Origin of the sequence: Streptomyces sp. NPDC051582, from assembly GCF_040681715.1 — a bacterium.
Classification (GTDB): domain Bacteria; phylum Actinomycetota; class Actinomycetes; order Streptomycetales; family Streptomycetaceae; genus Streptomyces.
On the sequence record NZ_JBFAZJ010000010.1, the window covers coordinates 210495 to 232338 of the forward strand.

19 protein-coding genes, 1 tRNA gene and 1 pseudogene are annotated in these 21844 nt (G+C 74.6%); 10 read left to right on the forward strand and 11 right to left on the reverse strand.

What is annotated here, in order from left to right; all coding sequences use genetic code 11:
* The first annotated feature begins 8 nt into the window (after window positions 1-8).
* Complete coding sequence (locus tag AB0M92_RS16035; RefSeq protein ID WP_366102741.1) at window positions 9-764, forward strand: alpha/beta hydrolase; 756 nt, start codon at window positions 9-11, stop codon at window positions 762-764.
* A 62-nt stretch (window positions 765-826) separates the two neighbouring features.
* Here AB0M92_RS16035 and AB0M92_RS16040 read toward each other — a convergent pair.
* Window positions 827-899, reverse strand: a tRNA-His gene (locus AB0M92_RS16040).
* 119 nt (window positions 900-1018) lie between these two features.
* Window positions 1019-1534 carry a hypothetical protein gene (locus tag AB0M92_RS16045; protein ID WP_366102742.1) on the reverse strand — a complete coding sequence of 172 codons (516 nt, stop codon included), beginning with the start codon at window positions 1532-1534 and terminating at the stop codon, window positions 1019-1021.
* Between the two features lie 190 nt (window positions 1535-1724).
* Between AB0M92_RS16045 and AB0M92_RS16050 the strand changes: the two genes are divergently transcribed.
* The gene (locus AB0M92_RS16050; RefSeq protein WP_366102743.1) at window positions 1725-2882 is read left to right on the forward strand and encodes an aminopeptidase P family protein; all 1158 of its coding nucleotides are present in this window, start codon (window positions 1725-1727) and stop codon (window positions 2880-2882) included.
* A 20-nt stretch (window positions 2883-2902) separates the two neighbouring features.
* Here the strand turns inward: AB0M92_RS16050 and treZ are convergent, their stop codons facing one another.
* Window positions 2903-4657 (reverse strand): malto-oligosyltrehalose trehalohydrolase, encoded by a 1755-nt coding sequence (treZ, locus tag AB0M92_RS16055; RefSeq protein WP_366102744.1) that lies wholly within the window; start codon window positions 4655-4657, stop codon window positions 2903-2905.
* A gap of 112 nt (window positions 4658-4769) precedes the next feature.
* Here treZ and AB0M92_RS16060 point away from each other — a divergent pair, with 112 nt between their 5' ends.
* Window positions 4770-5333, forward strand: a complete 564-nt coding sequence (locus tag AB0M92_RS16060; protein ID WP_366102745.1) for a DUF1707 and FHA domain-containing protein — start codon at window positions 4770-4772, stop codon at window positions 5331-5333.
* 84 nt (window positions 5334-5417) lie between these two features.
* On the forward strand, window positions 5418-5945 hold the full coding sequence (locus AB0M92_RS16065; RefSeq protein WP_366102746.1) for a GNAT family N-acetyltransferase: 528 nt from the start codon (window positions 5418-5420) through the stop codon (window positions 5943-5945).
* Here the strand turns inward: AB0M92_RS16065 and AB0M92_RS16070 are convergent.
* Both AB0M92_RS16070 and treY read right to left on the reverse strand, forming a co-directional pair.
* Complete coding sequence (locus tag AB0M92_RS16070; RefSeq protein WP_366102748.1) at window positions 5935-7353, reverse strand: M14 family zinc carboxypeptidase; 1419 nt, start codon at window positions 7351-7353, stop codon at window positions 5935-5937. The two genes, AB0M92_RS16065 and AB0M92_RS16070, sit on opposite strands and share 11 nt — an antisense overlap.
* A 115-nt stretch (window positions 7354-7468) precedes the next feature.
* A complete protein-coding gene (gene treY / locus AB0M92_RS16075; protein ID WP_366102749.1) occupies window positions 7469-9721 on the reverse strand; it encodes a malto-oligosyltrehalose synthase in 2253 nt (750 codons plus the stop codon).
* 82 nt (window positions 9722-9803) lie between these two features.
* On the opposite strand from treY, the gene AB0M92_RS16080 reads away from it, so the two are divergent.
* Window positions 9804-11126 carry an MFS transporter gene (locus AB0M92_RS16080; RefSeq protein WP_366102750.1) on the forward strand — a complete coding sequence of 441 codons (1323 nt, stop codon included), beginning with the start codon at window positions 9804-9806 and terminating at the stop codon, window positions 11124-11126.
* Here the strand turns inward: AB0M92_RS16080 and glgX are convergent.
* Window positions 11111-13225 (reverse strand): glycogen debranching protein GlgX, encoded by a 2115-nt coding sequence (gene glgX / locus AB0M92_RS16085; RefSeq protein ID WP_366102751.1) that lies wholly within the window; start codon window positions 13223-13225, stop codon window positions 11111-11113. The two genes, AB0M92_RS16080 and glgX, sit on opposite strands and share 16 nt — an antisense overlap.
* A 307-nt stretch (window positions 13226-13532) precedes the next feature.
* On the opposite strand from glgX, the gene AB0M92_RS16090 reads away from it, so the two are divergent.
* A complete protein-coding gene (locus AB0M92_RS16090) occupies window positions 13533-14831 on the forward strand; it encodes an SAV2148 family HEPN domain-containing protein (RefSeq protein ID WP_366102752.1) in 1299 nt (432 codons plus the stop codon).
* 72 nt (window positions 14832-14903) lie between these two features.
* Window positions 14904-15629, forward strand: coding sequence for a 3'-5' exonuclease (locus AB0M92_RS16095; RefSeq protein ID WP_366102753.1), 726 nt, complete (start codon window positions 14904-14906; stop codon window positions 15627-15629).
* Between the two features lie 3 nt (window positions 15630-15632).
* On the opposite strand, the gene AB0M92_RS16100 is transcribed toward AB0M92_RS16095, so the two are convergent.
* Both AB0M92_RS16100 and AB0M92_RS16105 read right to left on the reverse strand, forming a co-directional pair.
* A complete protein-coding gene (locus AB0M92_RS16100) occupies window positions 15633-16280 on the reverse strand; it encodes a hypothetical protein (RefSeq protein ID WP_366102754.1) in 648 nt (215 codons plus the stop codon).
* Between the two features lie 23 nt (window positions 16281-16303).
* Window positions 16304-17164, reverse strand: a complete 861-nt coding sequence (locus AB0M92_RS16105; RefSeq protein ID WP_366102755.1) for an aminoglycoside phosphotransferase family protein — start codon at window positions 17162-17164, stop codon at window positions 16304-16306.
* A gap of 114 nt (window positions 17165-17278) precedes the next feature.
* Here AB0M92_RS16105 and mgt point away from each other — a divergent pair, with 114 nt between their 5' ends.
* From mgt to AB0M92_RS16120, 3 genes are all read left to right on the forward strand, one after another.
* Complete coding sequence (gene mgt / locus AB0M92_RS16110) at window positions 17279-18550, forward strand: macrolide-inactivating glycosyltransferase (protein ID WP_366102756.1); 1272 nt, start codon at window positions 17279-17281, stop codon at window positions 18548-18550.
* Window positions 18547-19098: a DUF1697 domain-containing protein gene (locus AB0M92_RS16115; protein ID WP_366102757.1), complete on the forward strand. Its 552-nt coding sequence runs from the start codon at window positions 18547-18549 to the stop codon at window positions 19096-19098. Before mgt ends, AB0M92_RS16115 begins: the two co-directional genes overlap by 4 nt.
* 264 nt (window positions 19099-19362) lie before the next feature.
* Window positions 19363-20364, forward strand: a complete 1002-nt coding sequence (locus tag AB0M92_RS16120; RefSeq protein ID WP_366102758.1) for a 2-dehydropantoate 2-reductase N-terminal domain-containing protein — start codon at window positions 19363-19365, stop codon at window positions 20362-20364.
* Between the two features lie 21 nt (window positions 20365-20385).
* On the opposite strand, the gene AB0M92_RS16125 is transcribed toward AB0M92_RS16120, so the two are convergent.
* The 3 genes and pseudogenes from AB0M92_RS16125 to AB0M92_RS16135 all read right to left on the reverse strand — a co-directional run.
* Window positions 20386-20829: a hypothetical protein gene (locus AB0M92_RS16125; RefSeq protein WP_366102759.1), complete on the reverse strand. Its 444-nt coding sequence runs from the start codon at window positions 20827-20829 to the stop codon at window positions 20386-20388.
* A 129-nt stretch (window positions 20830-20958) separates the two neighbouring features.
* The gene (locus tag AB0M92_RS16130) at window positions 20959-21741 is read right to left on the reverse strand and encodes a sirohydrochlorin chelatase (protein ID WP_366102760.1); all 783 of its coding nucleotides are present in this window, start codon (window positions 21739-21741) and stop codon (window positions 20959-20961) included.
* Window positions 21742-21749: 8 nt separating this feature from the next.
* Window positions 21750-21844: pseudogene (locus tag AB0M92_RS16135) on the reverse strand (ABC transporter permease); the annotation flags it as partial.

The window sequence follows — 21844 nt, forward strand, 5'->3', positions numbered from 1 at the left end:
GAGAAAGCATGGCCATCGCCCACCGCAGGATCGGCACCGGCCCCGTCCGCGTCATCGTGCTGCACGACTGGTTCGGCACCTGCGCCAACTGGGGCTCCGCCCTCGACTACCTGGACCCGCAGGGGTTCTCGTACGTCTTCCTCGACTACCGCGGGTACGGGGACCGCAGGGACGTCACCGGCCGCTACACCCTCCCCGAGATCGCCGACGACGTCCTCGCGCTCGCCGACGAGATCGGCTGGGACACCTTCTCCCTCATGGGGCATTCCATGGGCGGCAAGGCCATGCAGCAGGTGCTGGTCCGGGCCCCCGAACGGATCGAGAAGCTGATCGGGATCAATCCGGTCCCCGCCGCCCCGTACGCGATGGACGACGCGACCCACGCCCTGTTCCACGGCGCCGCGGACAGCGCCGAGAACCGGCGGGTCATCCTCGACCTCGTCACCGGACACCGCGCCGGCCGCCACTGGCTGGACCGGATGGTCGCCCACTCCTTCGGCGTCTCCCGTCCGGAGGCCTTCGCCGCCTACCTCGCGAGCTGGCAGCCGCTGGACCTGTCCGCCGCCGTGAAGGGCAGCACCGTCCCGGTGCTGGTCCTCGTGGGGGAGAACGACCTCGCCCTCACCCCCGAGGTGATGCGGGCCACCTGGCAGGTCTCGTACCCCGACTGCCGCGTCCACCCCGTGCCCGGCGCCGGGCACTACCCGCCGCACGAGACCCCGGTCGCCTTCGCCGCGGAGGTCGAGGCGTTCCTGCGGGGGTAGCCGGGGGCGGACGCGAAAAACCCCCGGTGGCACGAGGAAACCTCGTACCACCGGGGGATCAGGGTGAGTGACGGGACTTGAACCCGCGGCCACCTGGACCACAACCAGGTGCTCTACCAACTGAGCTACACCCACCACGAGGGGCGGTGACCGCCCGTCGATGTGCATGCACAGCATAGCTGATCAGGAGGGCGGTCCCGCCACGCGTTGATCCGGCCGAGACGTGTGCGGCGGCCGCCTCCCCGGGGCCACGGCTACTTCAGGGCGACCTTCGTGGCCACGATGATCAGGCCGAGGAACAGGTTCACGACCCCCTCGGCCGCCAGCTGGCCGCGGCTCGCGCCCGCGCGGGCGGCGCCGACGCACGCCCAGAGGACCTGCTGCGCCACGGACACGCCCATGGCCAGCCAGGCCGTCCCCCAGTAGTCCAGATCGAGGAGGGCGCTCAGGGCGACGGCGGCCGCGGGCAGCACGGCGGCCTCCACGATCGGCCACTCGTGGACCGCGACCCGCCGGATCTCGCGCCTGTTCCACGGCTCGCCGAGCACCCGCTCCCCGGCGAGATGGGCGTAGACGTGGGTGGCCCAGAACACCAGGCCCGTGACCAGCAGGAGCAGGACGAGATGGAGCCGGGGCCGGTCGCCGACCGTCGTGGCCGTGGCCACCACGGAGGTGGCGAGGAGGGAGCCGTACACGGCCCCGGCGGAGTCGGTCCGGGAGGCGCGGTGCGGCCTGCTGCGACCTGCGGACATGCCACTGGGGATGCTCACGCCCCCACGATAGGGAGCCCGCCCCCCGCCGCCGCCCGGGCACGCCGGGCCGTCCGGGCGGGGTGGCACGCTCCGCCGGGGAACGACGCGGCTCGACGCGCCCCGCGCCGACGAGCCGCGGCCGGTCGACGGCCTCGCCGCGGCGCGCTGAGTACTCGCGCGGCGCCCGGCCCGGCGGGAGGATCGCCCCATGGACTTCGAACGCACCCCCGGCCTCGAACGCGCCCCCGGCCCCGAACCCGAACCGTTCACGCACGCCGACTACGCCGCCCGGATGGCCGCCGCCGCGCAGAGCGCCGCCGACGCCGGGCTGGCCGGCCTGCTCATCGCCCCCGGGCCCGACCTCGCCCACCTCACCGGCTACCGGCCCGCCGACACCGAGCGGCTGACCCTGCTGGTGCTCGCCGCCGGGCAGGAGCCCGTACTCGTCGTGCCCGCCCTGGAGGCCCCCGACGCGGCCAAGGCCCCCGGAGCGCCCGCCCTGACCCTGCGGGACTGGACCGACGGGAAGGACCCGTACGGGGTCACCGCGCCCCTCCTCGACGGCCGCGGCCGCTTCGGGGTCAGCGACAACACCTGGGCGCTGCACCTGCTGGGCCTCCAGCGGGAGTTGCCGTCCTCCTCCTACGCCGCGCTCACCGACGTCCTGCCGATGCTCCGCGCGGTCAAGGACCGGCGGGAGCTGGAGCGGCTGGCCGCGGCCGGCGCGGCCGCCGACGCCGCGTACGCGCAGATCCTGGGGGTCCCCTTCGCCGGCCGGCGGGAGATCGACATCGCAGCCGACCTGGCCGCGCTGCTGCGCGAACACGGACACTCCCAGGTGGACTTCACGGTCGTGGGCTCCGGCCCCAACGGCGCCAACCCGCATCACGAGGCCGGCGGGCGGACCCTCGCGCAGGGGGACATGGTGGTCCTCGACTTCGGAGGACTCAAGCACGGCTACGGCTCCGACATCTCCCGCACCGTGCACGTCGGCGAGCCGAGCGCCGAGGAACAGCGCGTCCACGACATCGTCCGCGAGGCCCAGCAGGCCGCCTCCGCCGCCGTCCGCCCGGGCATCGCCTGCCAGGACGTGGACCGGGCGGCCCGCGCGGTCATCACCGAGTTCGGCTACGGCGACCGGTTCATCCACCGCACGGGCCACGGCATCGGAGTGACCACCCACGAACCCCCGTACATGGTCGAGGGCGAGGAACAGCCGCTGGTCCCCGGGATGTGCTTCTCCGTGGAGCCGGGCATCTACCTGCCCGGGCGCTTCGGGGTGCGCATCGAGGACATCGTGACGGTCACCGAGAACGGCGGCCGCAGCCTCAACAACGCCCCGCGCGAGCTGGCCGTCGTGGAGTGACGGGCCGGCCGGGAGGGAGGTCACGGCCCCAGCAGCACCACCGACTCGGCGGGGACGTGCACGCGTCCGTCGGGCCCCGGGTGGTCCACCGGGTCCCAGGCGGCCAGCACCCGGACCCCGTTGCGGCCGAGGGCGATCGTCACCGGCTCGGGGGACAGGTTCACCGCGACCCGTACCTCGCCCCGCCGGAAGGTCACCCAGCGGCGCTCCTCGTCGTACGCCACGCGCACCGCCGCCAGGTCCGGATCGCGCAGGTCCGGATGGGTGCGCCGGAGGGTGATCAGCGTCCGGTACCAGGCCAGCAGCCGGTCGTGCGGGGCGCGTTCGGGCTCCGCCCAGTCCAGGCAGGAGCGCTCCCGGGTGGCCGGGTCCTGCGGGTCGGGGATCTCTTCCGCCTTCCAGCCGTGCGCCGCGAACTCCCGGCGCCGGCCGCTGCGTACGGCCTCGGCGAGCTCCGGATCCGGATGGTCGGTGAAGTACTGCCACGGCGTCCCCGCGGCCCACTCCTCGCCCATGAACAGCATCGGCACGAACGGCCCGGTCAGGGCCAGCGCCGCACCGCACGCCAGCAGCCCGGGGGAGAGGGAGGCCGCGAGCCGGTCCCCCAGCGCCCGGTTGCCGATCTGGTCGTGGGTCTGCGTGTAGCCGAGGAAGCGGTGCGCGGCGGTGCGGCGCCGGTCCACGGGGCGGCCGTGGCTGTGGCCGCGGAAGGAGGACCAGGTCCCGTCGTGGAAGAACGCCCGGGTCATGGTCTTCGCCAGCGCGGCGAGCGGTGCCTCGGCGAAGTCGGTGTAGTACGCCTGGGACTCGCCGGTCAGCGCGCAGTGCAGGGCGTGGTGGAAGTCGTCGTTCCACTGCGCGTGCAGGCCCAGGCCCCCGGCCGCGCGCGGGGTCGTGGTGCGCGGATCGCACCGGTCGGACTCGGCGATCAGGAACAGCGGGCGGCCGGTCTCGGCGGCCAGCTCGTCCACGGCCGCGGACAGCTCCTCCAGGAAGGTCAGCGCCCGCCCGTCGGCGAGCGCGTGCACCGCGTCCAGCCGCAGCCCGTCGATCCGGTAGTCCCGCAGCCAGGCGAGGGCGCTGCCCAGCAGGTACGCGCGCACCTCGTCGGAGCCGGCCGCGTCCAGGTTGACCGCGGCGCCCCAGGGGGTGTGGTGGGTCTGCGTGAAGTACGGGCCGAAGGCCGGGAGGTGGTTGCCCGAGGGGCCCAGGTGGTTGTGGACCACGTCCAGCACCACCCCGAGCCCGGCCGCGTGCGCCGCCTCCACGAACCGGGCCAGCCCGGCCGGGCCCCCGTACGGCTCGTGCACCGCCCACGGCGCCACCCCGTCGTACCCCCACCCGTGCCGGCCGGGGAAGGGGCAGACGGGCATCAGCTCCACGTGCGTGATCCCGAGCGCGGTGAGGTGCCCGAGGCGGGCGGCGGCCGCGTCGAAGGTGCCCTCGGGCGTGAACGTGCCGATGTGCAGCTCGTACAGGACGGCGTCCTGGAGCCGGGTGCCGGGCGCCGGACCCCGTGGGGTGAGCGGCTCGAAATCGACCACCGCGGAGAGGCCGTCGGGCCCGTCCGGCAGCCGCCGCCCGCGCGGGTCGGGCCGTACGGCCTCCTCCCCGGCGGCCACGCCCACCAGGAATCCGTACCGGTCCCCGTCGGCGGCCCGGGCGTCGGCGGTCCACCAGCCGGACCGGTCCGGATCGCGTGCCATCTCGTACGTCGCGCCGCCGAGTCGCAGCGCGACCCGGTCCGTCTGCGGTGCCCACACCTCGAACTGCACGGACGCTTCCCCTCGTCTGCTGCGGTACCCGGAACGTGTGCCGGGCCCATCATCGCGTGGACGGCCGGAGGAGTTCTGGACACTCCGGCCCTGACGGGCCGACAATCACCCTGTGACGTCGAGTTTCGAGTTCCCCGCCTTCCCGGTACCGCGCCTCTCGGACGCGGAGCGCGACCGGGCGCTGGAGCAGCTCCGCGAGGGTGCCGCCCTCGGGAAGCTGTCCCACGACACGTTCCTGCGCCGTATGGAACTCGCCCTCGTCGCCCGCCGCTCCGAGGACCTCGCGGTCCTCACCGCCGACCTCGGCGGCCGCGGGAGCGGCGAAGGCGCCTGGACGCGCCGCGTCTTCGGCTGGGTGGGCCGGGCCTCGGCCGTGTCCGCCGGGGTCCGGCGGGCCTGGACCGCCGAGCGGCTGCCGAAGCTGCTGCTGCCGCACCCGAGCGCGCGCTCCCTGAGGATCGGCCGCGACCCGGGCAACGGGCTGCGGCTCACCGACGAGACCGTCTCCCGGGTCCATGCCGAGCTCGGGATGCGCGACGGGGTCTGGGTCCTGACCGACCTCGGCTCCTCCAACGGCACCACGGTCAACGGCCGCCGGGTGACCGGCTCGGTGGTGGTCCGGGACGGGGACCAGATCGGCTTCGGCCGGATGAACTTCCGGCTCTCGTCGAGCTAGGAGGATCTTCCGGATCGGGCCGGGTTCCGCGGCCCGCCCGGCCCGCCCGTCCTCGTGATCACGCCGGGTCCGATGATGGTGCCCATGGAACACGCAGACCCCGAGCAGCAGCCGCCCGTCGTGCGCCCGGCGCGCCCCGAGGACCTGCCCCGCCTCGTCGAGCTCGTCCACGAGCACGTCGCGTACGAGAAGTCCGCGCTCCGGCCCCCGGGCCTGGCCGAGCGGCTCGGGCCGCAGCTGTTCGCGGACGGGGCCCGGCTGTGGGTGCTGCTGGCCGAGGCCCCGGACGGGTCGGTCGCCGGATACGCCGCCTGCTCCGCCGAGTTCGCGTTCTGGGACGCCCGGCACTACCTCCACATGGACTGCCTCTACCTCGCCGAGGAGGCCCGCGGCCACGGCCTCGGCGCGGCCCTGACGGCCGCCGTGGCGGACCTCGCCCGCTCGCTCGGCCTCGACCAGGTCCAGTGGCAGACCCCGGACTGGAACGAGGGCGCGATCCGCTTCTACGACCGGCTCGGCGCCACCGGCGCGCCCAAGCGCCGCTACGCCCTGGCCGTGCCGCCGTCCGGGGAGCCGGCGGCCGGCGCCGGGGAGACGCCTCCTACGCACTGACCGTCCCGTCGGGCCCGGCGGGACGGCCGGGTTCCGCGGCACCGTCCAGCCCCTCCGCGACGAGCCGCTCGAACGCCGCCAGGACCGTACGGGTCTGGTGCTCGACCTGGGTGGCCACCGGGATCCGGCGCGCCCGGAACCGGGCGCCGAACTCCTCGCACCAGCCCGTGACGAGCCGGTCCAGCCCCGGGGCCGCCGGGTGCCCCTGCGCCCGGAGCACCCGCAGCAGCATCGAGGCGGCGCGCAGCGACAGCCGCCGGGCGAAGGCGTCGATGCTGCCGATGGAGGCCGCCGTGGCCTCGGCGGGGGCCCCGGCGCCGGTCCACTCCACGGTGATCCGCGGGATCAGGGCGAGCGTCCAGTCGACGGCGCGCAGCAGCGCGGCCGCTTCGGCGTCCGAGCCGGGGCCGAGGTCCTTTCCGGGGCCCGCCGCGTGATCCGCTCCCGGTTCGAAGGCTCCCGGTTCGAACGCCCCCGGCCCGAACGCCCCCGGTTCCCACGTCCCCGCCACCCGGTCCCGTACGCGGGCCACCAGCGCGGCGTCGGCGGCGAGCCGCCCCGCCAGGATCCGCAGGGCTCCGCGCGGGTCCGGGTGCGGGGCGGGGTCGTCCACCAGGTCCGAGGCCCACATGGGGACTTCGACGATGGCCGTCGTGCCCGCGTAGCGGTGCGCGTGGTACCAGGTGCTGAGCCGGGTGTCCTCCGGGTGGAACGCCCCGTTCGGGTCGGCTCCGGCCTGCGGCATCACGAAGATCCCGGGGCCGGGGGAGGGCCAGCCGGCCGCGTCCGAGGCCCCGGTCTCCACCGGGATCCGCAGCTCGGCGGCCGATTTGGCGAACGGTTCCGCGAGGCCCGGTATGTCCCGGGTGAGCTGGACCCAGGACCCGCCGAGGTCGGTGCCGTGCAGGGAGACCTGGAGGGCGGGCCGCAGCTCGTCGATGAGGGCGGTCAGCGCCAGGGTCTCGGGCGGCAGCCGGTCCGCAGGGAGTAAAGACGGCGCCCATTCCGGCTGTTCCGGACCGGGGGGCCGGAAGAAGTTCCGGTGGTAGTCGAGCAGGGAGCGGGGCCGGGGCGTGCGGTGCAGGGCCGCCCCGTCGGGATCGGCGCACAGCAGGAAGTGCCAGCCGCGGCCGGCGCGCACCGCCGGCTCGTGCAGCACGCGCCGGGCGAGGGCGAGCGCGGTGGCGCCGCCTACGGGCTCGTTGGCGTGGGCCCCGGCGACGACGAGCACGCCCGCGCCCCGCGGCCGGCCGCTCGGTCCGACGGAGAGCAGCCACAGGGGCCGGCCGCCCCGGGAGGTGCCGGCCCGGCGGAGCCGGACCGGGCCGGGATGCTCGTCCGCCAGCGCGCGGGCGGCCAGCGCGAGTTCGGACGGTGTGGGGTAGCACATGTCACGGAGGAGGGTCACGTCTGATGCAATGCCCGCCGCGCACGCCCCCTACTGCTCCGCGCGCCCCACACTTCCAGGAAACCCCTGGCCAACGCCTTGGGGCGGAGGCCTCCCGCGCGATCCGCCGACCGTCTCAGCCGCCCCCGCCCTCGCGCACCAGCAGGGCCACCGGCTGCCCCGAGAGCAGCTCCGCCAGCGGGGCCTCGCCCTCGTACGACGCCCCCCGGTCCAGCAGCGCCGTCCACCTCCCCGGCGGGAGGGGGAGGGTGGTGTCCCGCCAGCCCCCGGACCCGGCCAGCCGGTGCGAGAGCCGGGTGGCCGCCGCGACGAGCCCGCCCCGGCGGGCGAAGGCCAGGCAGTGCTCGGCCGCCGGGCCCCGGGCCGCCAGCGGGGCGTAGCCGGTGAACAGCCCGGGCCGGTCGCGGCGCAGCCGCAGCAGGGTGGCCGTCAGCGCCAGCTTCTCCTCCGCCGGCCCCCGCGGCGCGGCCCCCGCGTCCAGCCGGGCCAGGACCTCGCGCGGGAACCGGGCCGGGCGCCGGTTGTCGGGGTCCACCAGGGCCCGGTACTCCGTCTCGGCGCCCTGGTAGACCTCCGGGACCCCGGGCATCGCCAGGTGCAGCAGCGTCATGCCGAGCAGGTTCGCCCGGGCCGCCGCGGCGAGCCCGGGGGGCAGCTGCGGGTCCCGGGGCGCGTACCCCGCGACCGTGTCCTCGTACGCCGGGTCCCGGTCGGTCCAGCTCGTGTGCAGGGCAGCCTCGCGGACGGCCTTCAGCAGGGCCTCGGCGAGTCGCTCGGCGCTCTCGGGAGCCTCCCCGAGGCCGAGCGCCGTCTGCCGGGCCACCCAGGCCAGTTGGGGATCGGACCCGGCGGGCCGGCCCATCACCCCGGGAGCCTGGGAGAGGGCCGAGATCCGGGCCCGGACGTCCGCGCTGCGCTTGGTGTCGTGCGTGGACAGCACCGTTCCGGAGCCGGGCCAGTCCCGGTCGAGCTCGGCGCAGTACGCGTGGAACTCGGCGGGCGAGAGCGCCGGTTGCCCGGGATCCCCGCCGACCTCGGTGGCCGACAGCAGCGGGGCGTACCGGTAGAAGGCCCGGTCCTCCAGCGACTTGGCCCGCAGCGCCGCCGAGGTCTGGGCGAAGCGCGCCGCGAACGCCGGATCGCGCCGTAGCAGGTCCCGTACCCCGGCCACCGCGCCCGGCCCGGCCGCCGCGGCGGCCTGAGCCAGGGCCCGCGGGTCGAGCTCCGGCTCGCCGGGGTAGGGCCGGTAGACCGGATAGGCGATCAGCAGCTCCCGCACCCCGGCGGCCAGTTCCGGTCCGGCCGCTCGCTCCAGCGCCGCCAGCTCGGCCGCCAGATCGCCGGTCAGTACCTCCCGCGCGCACGTCCGGGCCATCTCCCGCCAGTCCGCGCTGCCGGTGAACTCGGTGTACAGGCGGGCCAGTTCCGAGGCGCCGGCCGGGTCGGTGAGGACCCCGTCCACCCGGTGCAGGGCGTCGTAGCCGGTGGTCCCGGCCACCGGCCAGCCGGGCGGCAGCCGCTCGTCGCGGGCCAGGATCTTCTCCACCACCACCCAGCAGCCGTCACCCACGGCCCTCCGCAGCCGCCGCAGGTACCCCTCCGGGTCCGCCAGCCCGTCCACGTGGTCGATCCGCAGCCCCCCGGCCACCCCGTCCCGCACCAGCTCCAGCACTTTCGCGTGGGTCGCCGCGAACACCTCCGGATCCTCCACCCGGACCCCGATCAGGTCCGAAATGGTGAAGAAGCGGCGGTAGTTGAGCTCGGTCCGGGCCGCCCGCCAGCAGGCCGGCCGGTACCACTGCGCGGCCAGCAGCTCCGGCAGCGCCAGCCCCGCCGTCCCCTCCCGCAGCGGGAACTCCAGCTCCCCGTGGCGCAGGACCCCGCGGTCGCGGTCGGGTGTGAAGTCGTCCGGCCGGGGCGGCTCCGCGAGCACCGGCAGCAGCACCTGCCCGCCGCCCGCCTCCCAGTCGATGTCGAACCAGCGGGCGTACGGGGAGTCCGGACCCTCCCGCAGCACCCCCCACAGGGGCTCGTTCAGCCGCAGCGGGGAGGGCACCGCCATGTGGTTCGGGACGATGTCCAGCACCAGGCCGAGCCCGTGTCCCCGGGCGGCCGCGGCCAGCGCGCGCAGCCCCGGCTCGCCGCCGAGCTCGGCCCGGACCCGGCTGTGGTCGGTGACGTCGTAGCCGTGTGCCGAACCGGGGACCGCCTCCAGCACCGGCGAGAGGTGCAGGTGCGAGACCCCGAGCGCCGCGAGATGGGGTACGACCGCCTCGGCGGCGGCGAAGGTGAACTCCGGTCGCAGTTGGAGGCGGTACGTCGAACTCGGGAAGGACTCCGTCTGGATGCGCGCATACGACTGGCTCATGAGAACGTACGTACCCACCTCGCCGGATTCCGTGCCATTACCCAATGCATCCGGGTGACTGCGTCGCGTTAGCGTTGATCAAGTGGCCGGAACCGTCAACACCTATCGAAGAGTCATCGCCCTGACCGGGCCCCTCCTCCCGCTCCTCTCCTTCCTCGCGCGACTGCCCGTCGCGATGTCCCAGTTCGGGAGCGTGCTGCTGGTCGCCGAGACCAGCGGCTCGCTCGCCACCGCCGGCATCGTCGGCGGCACCCTCTCCGTCGGCCAGGTGGTCTGCGGGCCCGTCCTGGGCCGGCTCGCCGACCGGTACGGGCAGCGGCCCGTGGTGCCGGCCGCCGCCGCCGTCAACGCGGTCGCCACCGCGGCCCTGGTCGCCGGGGCCCTCGGCGGCCTCGCCACCCTCCCGCTCGCCGCGATCGGCGCCGTCACCGGTGCCTCCGTACCGCTGATCGGGCCGCTGGCCCGGACCCGCTCCGTGGCCCTCGCCCACCGGGCCGAGGCGGGCGAGGGCGTGGTGGGCGCCGTCCATTCGCTCGAAGGCACCCTGGACGAGATCTCCTTCGTCTTCGGGCCGGCCCTCGTCGGACTCGCCGCGCTCGCCCTGCACCCCGCGATCGCCCTCGGTGGGGCCGCCGCCCTCGTCGCCGTCTTCGGCACCGCCTTCGCGCTGCACCCGACCGCCGCCGTCACGGCCGGGACGGGTCCGAAGGCCGGTCGCGGAGCCGCCGACGCCGCCCCGCGCCCCGCCCGACACCCGCGTGTCGTGTACGCCGTACGGGGCTCCCTGCTCCTCCAGGGCGCCATGTTCGGCGCCTGCCAGGCCGGAATCGCCGCCCTTACCGCTCGTCTGGGCGTCCCCGGCCAGGCGGGCATCGTGTACGCCGCGATGGGCGTGGTCAGCGCCGCCGTGGGCCTCGCCCTCGGCGCGCTGCCCGCCCGCATCGGGCTGCGGGCGCGCTGGCGGGCGGCCACCGCCGCCGCGCTGGTGCTCTCCGTACCGCTGCTCTTCACCGACGCCCTGTGGCCGCTGTACGCGGTCGTCACGGTGCTCGGCGCCGCGTACGCCCCGCACCTGATCACCGCGTTCGCGCTCACCGAGCGGGTCGTGGAGCCGGCCCGGCTCGCCGAGTCCATGGCCTTCGCCGCCAGCTCGCTCGTGGCCGGGCAGGCCGCCGCCCTCGCCGCCTCCGGGCGGCTCGCCGAGCGGTACGGGCCCGCGGGGGCCTTCGCGGTCGCCGTCGGGGCGGCCGCGCTCTCCCTCGCCCTGGCCCTCCTGACCCGGGTGCCGGCCGCCCGGGCGCACCCCGCCGCCCCGAAGGTCTTCATCCCGGCGCAGCAGGCCGCCTCCCCGCAGGCCGGCGCGGCCCCGCAGGCCCCGCCCGGTACCTCCTACGCGGGGCGCTGAAGCAGCACCAGACACCGTCCCGTCAGCGCCACCCGGTCCCCGGCCGCGTACTGCGGTCCGGTACCGGGTGGCAGTACGTCCGGCCGCGCCGTGTCCACCACGAGCCGCCACTGTGCGCCGTGCCCGGCCGGGATGGTGAACTCCTGTGGATCGGCGCCCGCGTTGAACATCAGCAGGAACGAGTCGTCGGTGATCCGCTCCCCGCGCGAACCCGGCTCGGAGATCGCCTCCCCGTTGAGGAACACCGTCAGCGAACGCGTGTTCTGGGCCTGCCAGTCGCGCGCTCTCATCGGCTCCCCGTGCGGGGTGAACCAGGCGATGTCGGACAGCTCGTCGTTGGTCCCCTCCACCGGCCGCCCGTGGAAGAAGCGGCGCCGCCGGAACACCGGGTGGTCGCGCCGCAGCCACACCATCCGCCGGGTGAACTCCAGCAGCGCGGGCGCCGGTTTCCCCGGCTCCGGCCAGTTCACCCACGACAGCTCGTTGTCCTGGCAGTACGCGTTGTTGTTGCCGCCCTGCGAGCGGGCGAACTCGTCGCCGTGGCTGAGCATCGGAACGCCCTGCGAAAGCATCAGCGTGGCGGTGAAGTTGCGCATCTGGCGCTCGCGCAGCTCCAGCACCTCCGGCTCCTCCGTCGGACCCTCCACCCCGCAGTTCCAGGACCGGTTGTGGGTCTCGCCGTCCCGATTGCCCTCGCGGTTGGCCTCGTTGTGCTTCTCGTCGTAGGAGACGAGGTCGTGCAGGGTGAAACCGTCGTGGCAGGTGGTGAAGTTGATGGAGGCCAGCGGGCGGCGGCCGTCGTCCTGGTAGAGGTCCGAGGAGCCGGTGAGCCGGCCCGCGAACTCGGCGAGGGTGCGCGGCTGGCCGCGCCACAAGTCCCGTACGGTATCGCGGTACTTGCCGTTCCACTCGGTCCACAGCGGCGGGAAGTTGCCCACCTGGTAGCCGCCCTCGCCCAGGTCCCAGGGCTCGGCGATCAGCTTGACCTGGCTCACCACCGGATCCTGCTGGACCAGGTCGAAGAACGAGGACAGCCGGTCCACTTCGTGGAACTGCCGCGCGAGGGTGGCGGCGAGGTCGAAGCGGAAGCCGTCCACGTGCATCTCGGTGACCCAGTAGCGCAGCGAGTCCATGATCAGCTGGAGCACGTGCGGGGAGCGCATGAGCAGCGAGTTCCCGGTCCCCGTGGTGTCCATGTAGTGCCGGGGGTCGTCCGTGAGCCGGTAGTACGAGGCGTTGTCGAGCCCGCGGAAGGACAGTGTCGGGCCCAGGTGGTTGCCCTCGGCGGTGTGGTTGTAGACCACGTCGAGGATGACCTCGATCCCCGCCTCGTGCAGGGCCCGCACCGCCGATTTGAACTCCAGGACCTGCTGGCCGCGGTCGCCGGAGGCGTAGCCGTTGTGCGGGGCGAAGAAGCCGATCGTGTTGTAGCCCCAGTAGTTGCTGAGCCCGTCGTCGACCAGCCGGTGGTCGTTGACGTACTGGTGTACGGGCATCAGCTCCAGCGCCGTCACCCCCAACTTGGTGAGGTGCCCGATGACCGCCGGATGGGCGAGGGCCCCGTACGTCCCGCGCAGCTCCTCGGGCAGGTCGGGGTGACGCATGGTCAGCCCCTTGACGTGTGCCTCGTACAGCACCGTGTGGTGGTACTCGTGGCGCGGCGGACGGTCGTTCGCCCAGTCGAAGTACGGATTCACCACGACCGAACTCATCGTGTGCGGGGCCGAGTCGAGGTCGTTGCGCGAATCGGGCCGGCCGAAGTGGTAGCCGTACACCTCCTCGCCCCAGTCGACGCTCCCGGCGATCGCCCGCGCGTACGGGTCCAGCAGCAGCTTCGCCGCGTTGCAGCGCAGCCCGCGCTCGGGCTCGTACGGCCCGTGCACGCGGAATCCGTAGCGCTGCCCGGGCATCACCCCGGGCAGGTACGCGTGGCGTACGAAGGCGTCGGTCTCGCGCAGTTCGACCGCCGTCTCCGAGCCGTCGTCGTGCAGGAGGCACAACTCGATGCGTCGGGCGGCCTCGGAGTAGACCGCGAAATTGGTCCCGGCGCCGTCGTACGTGGCGCCGAGCGGATACGCCTGTCCCGGCCAGACCTGCATGGATACGGCTCTTCCCCTCGTTCCCCCGGCTGGCGGGCTGATGTGTCGGTGCCGATCCGGCGTGGACCGCGTCTCGGCTAGATCTTCCCCGAAAGTGGGCTCACAAGCGGGGACTTGGGATGCTCCTACCGGGTGACCCGGAGAGCTGATAGGCGGGTCAGCGGACCATGTGGGCATCAGATAATGGGTCAACGGGCCACCTGGGCAGGGACCGTCGGACCCCATCGGGCTGCATCGGGCGCCGAGCTCGGAGTACCCTTCCGTGATCACTGGAGACGGGCGTCCAGACGCAGAAGGCGGTGCACGGGTGAGCTCGGGAGGTCTGGAGCTGCCCCCTGGTGACAGCGGTCACGAGGGCGGCCCGGCGGACGCCCCAGGAGGTGCACCCGGTGGTGCGCCCGGCGGGGTCTTCGGCGGCGCGGCGACGGGGGTGCCGGCCGGGGCGGTGTCCCTGGCCCCGACGGAGGCCGGGGGCGTGCCGGCCGGAGCCGAGCTGGACTGGGGCGCGGACGCGTGGAGCGAGGTCCGCACCCGCGCGCAGCGGGCCGGCCGCGCGTACATCTGGCTGAACCTGATCGAACAGCGGCTGCGCGCCGTCGTCGGCGCGGTGCTGCGGCCGATCTACGAGCCCGTGCACGGCGGGGACGACTGGGTCGTCGCGGCCGCCGGGCCCGCCGGGCAGGAGTGGGTGCAGCGGGCGGTGGCCGTACGCGAGGTCAGCCGGCGCAAGGGCTACCTGCTGGACCCGGCCGACGACAACGTGCTGAGCTTCCTGACGCTCCCGCAGCTGCGGGAGCTCATGGTCCAGCACTGGCCGTGCTTCGAGCCGTACTTCGACGACCGGCGGGAGATCGAGCTGGCGCTCGACGAGCTGGAGGTCACCCGGAACGTGGTCTCCCGCAACCGGGCCCTGTCGCGGGCGGTGCTGGAGCAGGCGGAACGGGCCTCGGCGCGGCTCCTGGAGGTGCTGGGCGGCGGCGCGGGCTCCCCGGGCGCGGACCGGCTGCCGATCGACGCCGTCGAGGACCTGGTGGGCGACCGCTACGCGGACGTCATCTCGGTCCACCCGGACCGGGTACGGCTCCAGCGCCAGCTCCCGGCGGAAGACCTGTTCGGCGGCGCGCGCCGGCTCGACGCCATCGGCATAGGGCTCAACCTGCTGGTGCAGAACTTCTCCGGCCGAAGACTCGTGCGCCTGACGGAGGCCGGCTGCCGGGTCCGGCTGCTGTTCCTGAACCCGGCCAGCAGCGCCGTGAAGCGGCGCGAGCGGGAGCTCGGGCTGCGCAAGGGCGAGCTGAGCCGCTCGGTGGAGATGAACATCCTGCACGTGCGCCGGGTGCGGGCGGGGCTGCGGGACCCCTCGCGGTTCGAGATCCACGTCTTCGACGAGACGCCCCGCTTCACCGCCTACCTGGTGGAGGGGGAGACCTCGGGCATCGCGGTGGTGCAGTCGTACTTGCGCCGGGCGCGCGGAATGGAGGCGCCGGTGCTGGTCCTGAGGGGCGGCGGCACCCGCGGCTCGGCGCGGGACGCGGAGCACGGACTGTTCCCGACGTACCGCGAGGAATTCGAGTCGATCTGGGAGGACTCCCGCCCGGTGTCCTGACTGTCAGTGCCCCGTGGCAGGCTGAAAGTCATAGACCGAAGGTGTACGGGGAGTGTGGGGGAGGGGCGCGGCATGGGGGACTGGCACGGCGGTGTGCTGATCGGATTCGACCTGGAGACGACCGGCACGGAGCCGGGGGAGTCGCGGATCGTGACGGCGGCGGTGGTCGAGGTGCGGGCGGGCGAGGTGCGCGATCGGCGCGGCTGGCTCGCGGACCCGGGGATACCGATCCCGGAGGAGGCCTCGGCGATCCACGGGATCAGCACGGAGCGGGCGGTGGCGGAAGGCCGCCCGGCGCGGGAGGTCGCCGACGAGGTGGCGCGGGCGCTGGTGGAGCACTGGCGCGCGGGAGCGGTGGTCGTCGCGTACAACGCGGCCTTCGACCTGACCCTGTTGACGGCCGAGCTGGCCCGCCACGGGCTGCTCTCGCTGGCCGACCGGCTGGGCGGGATGGAGACCGGGCCGGTGGTGGACCCGCTGACCATCGACCGGGCCGTCGACCGCTACCGGCGCGGCAAGCGGACGCTGGAGGCGGTGTGCGGGGTGTACGGGGTCACCCTGGACTCCGCGCACGACGCGGGCGCGGACGCGCTGGCCGCGGTGCAGGTGGCCCGGGCGATAGCCGCCCGGCATCCGGAGGTCGCGGCCCTCACCCCGGCCGCGCTCCACGCCCGCCAGGGAACCTGGCACGAGCGCTGGGCCCGCGACTTCCAGTCGTACCTGCGCCGCCAGGGCACCCCGGACGCGGTGATCGACCCCCACTGGCCCCTGCGCGAAGCCCTCCCGGCGACGGCCTGAGCGTCACGGCCCGGCCGGCCGGGGCGGCCACTCCCCGCGGTACTCGATGTGCAGGTCGCGGTCGGCCGGACGGCAGTCCACGCGCCGGCAGTAGTGTCTGCCCCCGTGGTTGAGCACCTCGCCGGGGCCCGTGCGGGCGAGGTCGGCGAACCGTCCCGCGCCTTCACGGAGCGTCCGGGCGCTGCCGGTCATGAACAGCGTCTCGCTGTGGATGTCCTGCCGGAAGTGGTCCCGCTTCTCCCGGTGGTGCCGGCCGGAGCCCCCGGGCTGCGCGTCGGGATCCGGGACGTGCAGGTCCACGGTGCGCGGCCGTCCGGGTCCGAGCCGGCCGCGCAGCTCCTTCCACCGGGACGGGGCGAACTGCAAGGAGTGGTGCAGCAGGACGAGATCGAGCGGGCGCCGGGGGCCCGTGCCCGGGTCCGCACCGCCCGCCGCGTTGGCCCGGAGCGGCAGGTGGACGAGCGACCGGGGCGACGTGGCCGCGAGGGCCCACAGCCCCGCGGTGAGGTGCGCGGCTTCCCGGTCGAACCAGCCGTCCAGGTACCAGGGGCCGTCGACCAGCACCGCGCGGGCCGGGACGGGGGCCGGGCGGATGACCTTGAACTCCCTCGCGCCCAGGCGCGCGGTGTGGATCGTGGTGTGCAGTCTCATGTGCGTTCTTTGATGCCGAACGGCTAGAACGCGTGCCACCGCATTTCCGGGTCCGCCTCGCGCAGGGAGGTGACGCGGCGGCGGAATTCGGCCAGGGCCTTCGGGTTGGTCGGGGCGTGCTGGGCCACCCAGGCGCAGCTGGCCGTTTCGCGGGCGCCCCGGAGCACGGCGCAGCCCTCCCAGTCGCGCACGTCCCAGCCGTACGCCGCCGTGAAGGCCTCGTACGACTGCGCCGGCAGGCCGTACCGGTCGCGGGAGAGGGCCATGACCACCAGGTCGTGCTCGCGCAGATCGGCCGAGACGGTCTCCAGGTCCACCAGGACCGGCCCGTCCGGGCCCACGTGCACGTTGCGGGGCAGGGCGTCGCCGTGGATCGGACCCGGCGTCAGATGCGGGGTGAGCGCGGCCACCTCGCCAGCGTACGCGTCGCGCCGGGCCCGCAGGTACGCCGCGTCGGCGGGGTCGACCGACTCGCCCGCCAGCCGGAGCCAGCGCTCGACCCCGCCCAGCAGGTCCCGTGCGGGCAGCGCGAACGGCGCGGCCGGGAGGGCGTGGATCTGCCGCAGCAGCGCCGCCAGGTCCGCGGGACCGGCCGGGCGGACCGCGTCCGGAAGGCGGTGCCACACCGTCACCGGACGGCCCGCCACCAGCCGCGCCCGCGGCTCGGCCGCGCGGACGGCTGGGACCCCGGCCCGTTCGAGCCAGCCCGCCACCGCGAGCTCCCGTTCGGCCCGCTCCAGCAGCGCGGCCTCCCGGCCGACCTTCACCACCAGCTCGCCCACCGCGAACACCGCGTTCTCGCCGAGGGCGAGCAGCGCGGCCGGCCCGGCCGGTCCCGCCAGACCCGCTGCCGTCAGTACGTCCCTGGCCTGCGCCTCGTCCATGCCCTGTCTCTCCGGATCCGGATCTTCGTGAATCCGCCCAGTCTCGCACCCGCGGTCCGTGCCCGGCCGGACAATCACGTTGCACGAGACGTATCGTCTCGTTAACCTCGATCCATGACCTCAGCCAAGCCCGCACACCTCGCCATGTTCTCCATCGCCGCCCACGGGCACGTGAACCCGAGCATCGAAGTGATCCGCGAGCTCGTCGCCCGCGGCCACCGCGTCAGCTACGCCATCCCCGCCTCCTTCGCCGAGAAGATCGCGGAAACCGGCGCCACGCCGGTGATCTGGAACTCCACCCTCCCCACCGACGACGAGCCCGAGGCCTGGGGCACCGAGCTCATCGACAACATCGAGCCCTTCCTGGCGGACGCCGTCCAGGCGCTGCCGCAGCTCGCGGCCGCCTTCGAGGGCGACGAGCCCGACCTCGTCCTCCACGACATCACCTCCTACCCGGCGCGCGTCCTCGCCCACCGCTGGGGCGTCCCCGCCGTCTCCCTCTCCCCGAACCTGGTCGCCTGGACCGGGTACGAGGAGGAGGTCGGCGAGCCGATGACGGCCGAACTGCGCGCCACCGAGCGCGGACAGGCCTACTACGCCCGCTTCCGCGCCTGGCTCGACGAGAACGGCATCCAAGAGGACAGCGACCCCTTCGTCGGCCGGCCGCGCCGCAGCATCGTCCTCATTCCGCGCGCCCTCCAGCCCCACGCCGACCGGGTCGACGAGTCCGTCCACACCTTCGTCGGCGCCTGCCAGGGCGACCGCAGCGCCTCCCAGGGCAGCTGGGAGCGCCCGGCCGCGGCCGCCGGCAAGAAGGTGCTGCTCGTCTCCCTCGGCTCCACGTTCACCCAGCAGCCCGCCTTCTACCGGGCCTGCATCGAGGCCTTCGGGGACCTCCCCGACTGGCACGTCGTCCTCCAGATCGGCAGGTTCACCGACGAGGCCGAGCTCGGCGCCGTCCCCGCCAACGTGGAGGTGCACCGCTGGGTTCCCCAGCTGGACATCCTGCACCGGGCCGACGCCTTCATCACCCACGCGGGCGCCGGCGGCAGCCAGGAGGGCCTCGCCACCGGCACCCCGATGGTCGCCGTTCCGCAGGCCGTCGACCAGTTCGGCAACGCCGACATGCTCCAGGGACTCGGAGTCGCCCGGCACGTCCCCATGGGGGAGGCCGACGCCCGGACCCTGCGGGAGGCCGTCCTCGCACTCGTCGGGGACCCCGAGGTCGCCGCCCGCGCCGAGGCGATCCGCGCGCAGACGGCCACCGAGGGCGGTACGCGGCGGGCCGCCGATCTCATCGAGGCCGAACTGGCCGCACTGGCCGCACCGGGCGAACCGGGCGAACCTGCCGAACTGTCGGCGGGTCGTCCTATCGTTCGGTCATGACCACGAAGAAGTACGCGGCGCTGCTGCGCGGAATCAATGTCGGCGGGGCCAAGAAGGTCCCGATGGCCGAGCTGCGCGAGGTCCTGACCGGCCTCGGCCTGGCCGGGGTGCAGACGTACCTCCAGAGCGGCAACGCCGTCTTCACGGGCCCCGAGAAGGACCCGGCCGCCCTCGCCCGCGAGCTGGAGCGGGCCATCGAGGCCCGCTTCGGCTTCCCGGTGGCCTGCCTCGTCGTCGACGGGGAGTACCTGCGCGCCGTCGCCGGGGCCTGCCCGTTCCCGGCCGCCGAGCTGGAGGGCAGGCAGCTGCACGCCACCTTCCTCTCCGCGCAGCCCGGCGAGGAGCGGTTCGCCTCGATCGACGGGCCCGTCTTCCTCCCGGAGGAGTACCGGATCGGCGACCGGGTCGTCTACCTGTACGCTCCGGACGGCCTGGGCCGCTCCAAGCTGGGCGAGGCCCTCCACAAGCCCGCCGTGTTCAAGGGCATCGACGCGACGACCCGCAACTGGAACACCGTCGTCAAGCTCGTGGAGCTCACGGAGGACTGAGGCCGAGGCCGCCCGTCCCCGCCACCCTCCGAGCGCGTCGAGTCCGGACGGTACGGGTGCTGCACGGCGGCGACCGGCACGACTCCAGCGCCCGCAGCTGCTCGGGCCGCCCCGCCGCGCGCCACCGGTCGGGGCCGGTGCGCACCACCCCGCCCTGGGGGGTGACGAGCCGCTCCCGTACGGGGAGTTCCCCGCCGAGAAGGAACACGTCGGCCACCATGCCCCGACGCCGACCCGGGGCCCGGGATGTGCCAGGCTCCGGGCATGCGTTACATCATCATCGGCGCCGGGGCGATCGGCGCGACCATCGGCGGACGGCTGGCGGAGGCGGGCGCCGAGGTCGTCCTCGTCGCGCGGGGAGCCCACGCGGAGGCCCTGAAGGCGGAGGGGCTGCGGCTCACCACGACGGACGGGACCCGGGTCCACCGGATCCCCGTGGCCGAGGGCCCGGAGGAACTCGGTGAACTGCGGCCGGACGACGTACTGCTGCTGACCGTCAAGACCCAGGACGCGATCGCCGCGCTCGACGCGTGGGGCGACGCGGAAGTGGCGGGCGGCGGTACGGCGGCGCAGCGGCTGCCGGTGCTGTGCGCGCAGAACGGGGTGGAGAGCGAGCGGCTGGCGCTGCGCCGCTTCGCCCGCGTGTACGGGATCTGCGTCTGGCTGCCCGCCACCTTCCTGGAGCCGGGCGTGGTGTCCGCGCTGTGCGCCCCGCTGACGGGCATCCTGCACCTGGGACTCGCGGCCGGGGGCGCGGACGCCCGGGCCGGGCGGATCGCGGCCGACCTGGAGAAGTCCGGATTCGAGGCGCCGGTCGTCGAGGACGTGATGCGGTGGAAGTACGCGAAGCTGCTGGGGAACCTGGGCAACGCCGTCCAGGCGACGACGGGCCCCGAGCCGCACCCGGCCAAGGCGGCCCTGCTGCTGCGCGCCCAGCGGGAGGGGCGGGCGGCGCTCGCAGCGGCGGGGATCGCCTGCGCCTCCGACGAGGAGCAGGCGGCGGCCCGTGACGGCAAGGTCGTGCAGCCCCCGGGCACGCGCGGCGGGTCGTCCTGGCAGTCCCTGCGCCGTGGCACCGGCTCCATCGAGGCGGACTACCTCAACGGCGAGATCTCGCTGCTGGGGCGCCTGCACGGGGTTCCGACCCCGGTGAACGACACCCTCCGCCACGCGGCGAACATCTTCGCCCGCGAGGGCCTGCCGCCGGGCGCCATGTCGGTCGAGGACCTGACGGCCCTGGCCGACGAGGCGGCGGCCAGGGCCTAGCGGGCATCGGCTGTCAGAACGTCAGAACGTGCGGTCGCTGCGCCAGCTGGCCTGGCTGGACGGGTTGTTCAGGTCCACGGTGAGGCCGGAGAGGCGGCCGTCCGCGCCGCGGGTGCCGGTGTAACGGCCCCGGGGACCGTGGTTCCACTGGACGACGAAGTAGATGTCGTTCCCCGTGACCTTGGCGCCCGACTCCAGGGTCCCCACCGTGTTTCCGGACGACGTGGTTCCGAAGAGGTTCCCGTTGCCGTCCTGGGTCAGGTTCACCTGCACGGTGGCGTTGGACTGGTAGATGGTCCAGGCACCACCGGCGTTGAAGAACGCCACCCGGGCCTGCCGCACGGCGCTCGGCGTGCTCGCGGGGGCGGCGTTCGCGGGGGCGGTGAGACCCGCCCCCGCGACGGAGAGGATCAGTGCGGCGGCGGACGTGGTGAGGAACGTGAGCGTACGGCGTGACATGGACATCTGCCCTCCAGGGGCGGCCAGGACGATCGATTCCGTTGTGTGGTGCACGGAACCTCGCGGCTGGACTACCCGTGATCCACTGAGCCGAGCCGTGGATTCACCCGAACGAGGATCAGGCCGCGCCGGGCATCACGCCGCGGCGAGGAGCGGCACGCTCCGCGACGCCGTGTCGTAGCGGTGCAGCAGGAGGCGCGCCAGTTCGGGGGCCGCGCCGAGGACGCCGGCCACCAGGTCCGCCCCGGCGGCTTCCGCGCCCGCCTCGATACGGTCCGGCAGGCGCCCCGGGGCGATGACGTACGGGGCCACCGCCACGCGGCGGACGCCCTCGGCGCGCAGGGCCCGTACGGCGTCCTCCGTACGGGGCAGGCGGGCGGAGGCGAACGCAGGCCGCACGGCGCACCAACCGGTGTGCCGCCACTCCCGCGCGATTTCAGCGATCACTGCGATCGCCTCCGGGTCGGAGGAACCGGCGGACGCGAGCACCACACCGGTGCCGGCGCGGTCCGCCGGGGTGAGGCCCGCTTCCGCGAGGCGGCGCTCCAGGGCGCCGACCAGCAGCGGGGACGGGCCGAGGACGTCCGCGATCCGGACCGAGAGGTCCGGCATCCGGGACGTGGCCTCGGCCAGCACCGCGGGTATGTCGGACTTCGCGTGGAACGCCCGGGTCAGCAGCAGCGGCAGGGCCACGACCTCCCGTACGCCGGAGCGGTACAGGGACGAGATCACCCGGGGCACCGTCGGGGTGTCGAAGTCCAGGAAGGCCGTCTCCACCCGCAGCCCCGGCCGCTGCGCCCGCACCCGCCGGGTGAGGGCGTGCACGGTCGCCGCGTGCCGCGGGTCGCGGCTGCCGTGGGCGATGACCAGCAGGACGGGCCCGTTCGCGGGTGCGGTGGCGCGGAAGTGGGGACGCACGGCGGGGCTCAGTTCTTGACCAGTAGGCCGCGGCTGCGCAGGACCCGGCGCTCGACGGGGCTGAAGATGAGGAGGTCGATGGCGATGCCGACGGTGAGGATGA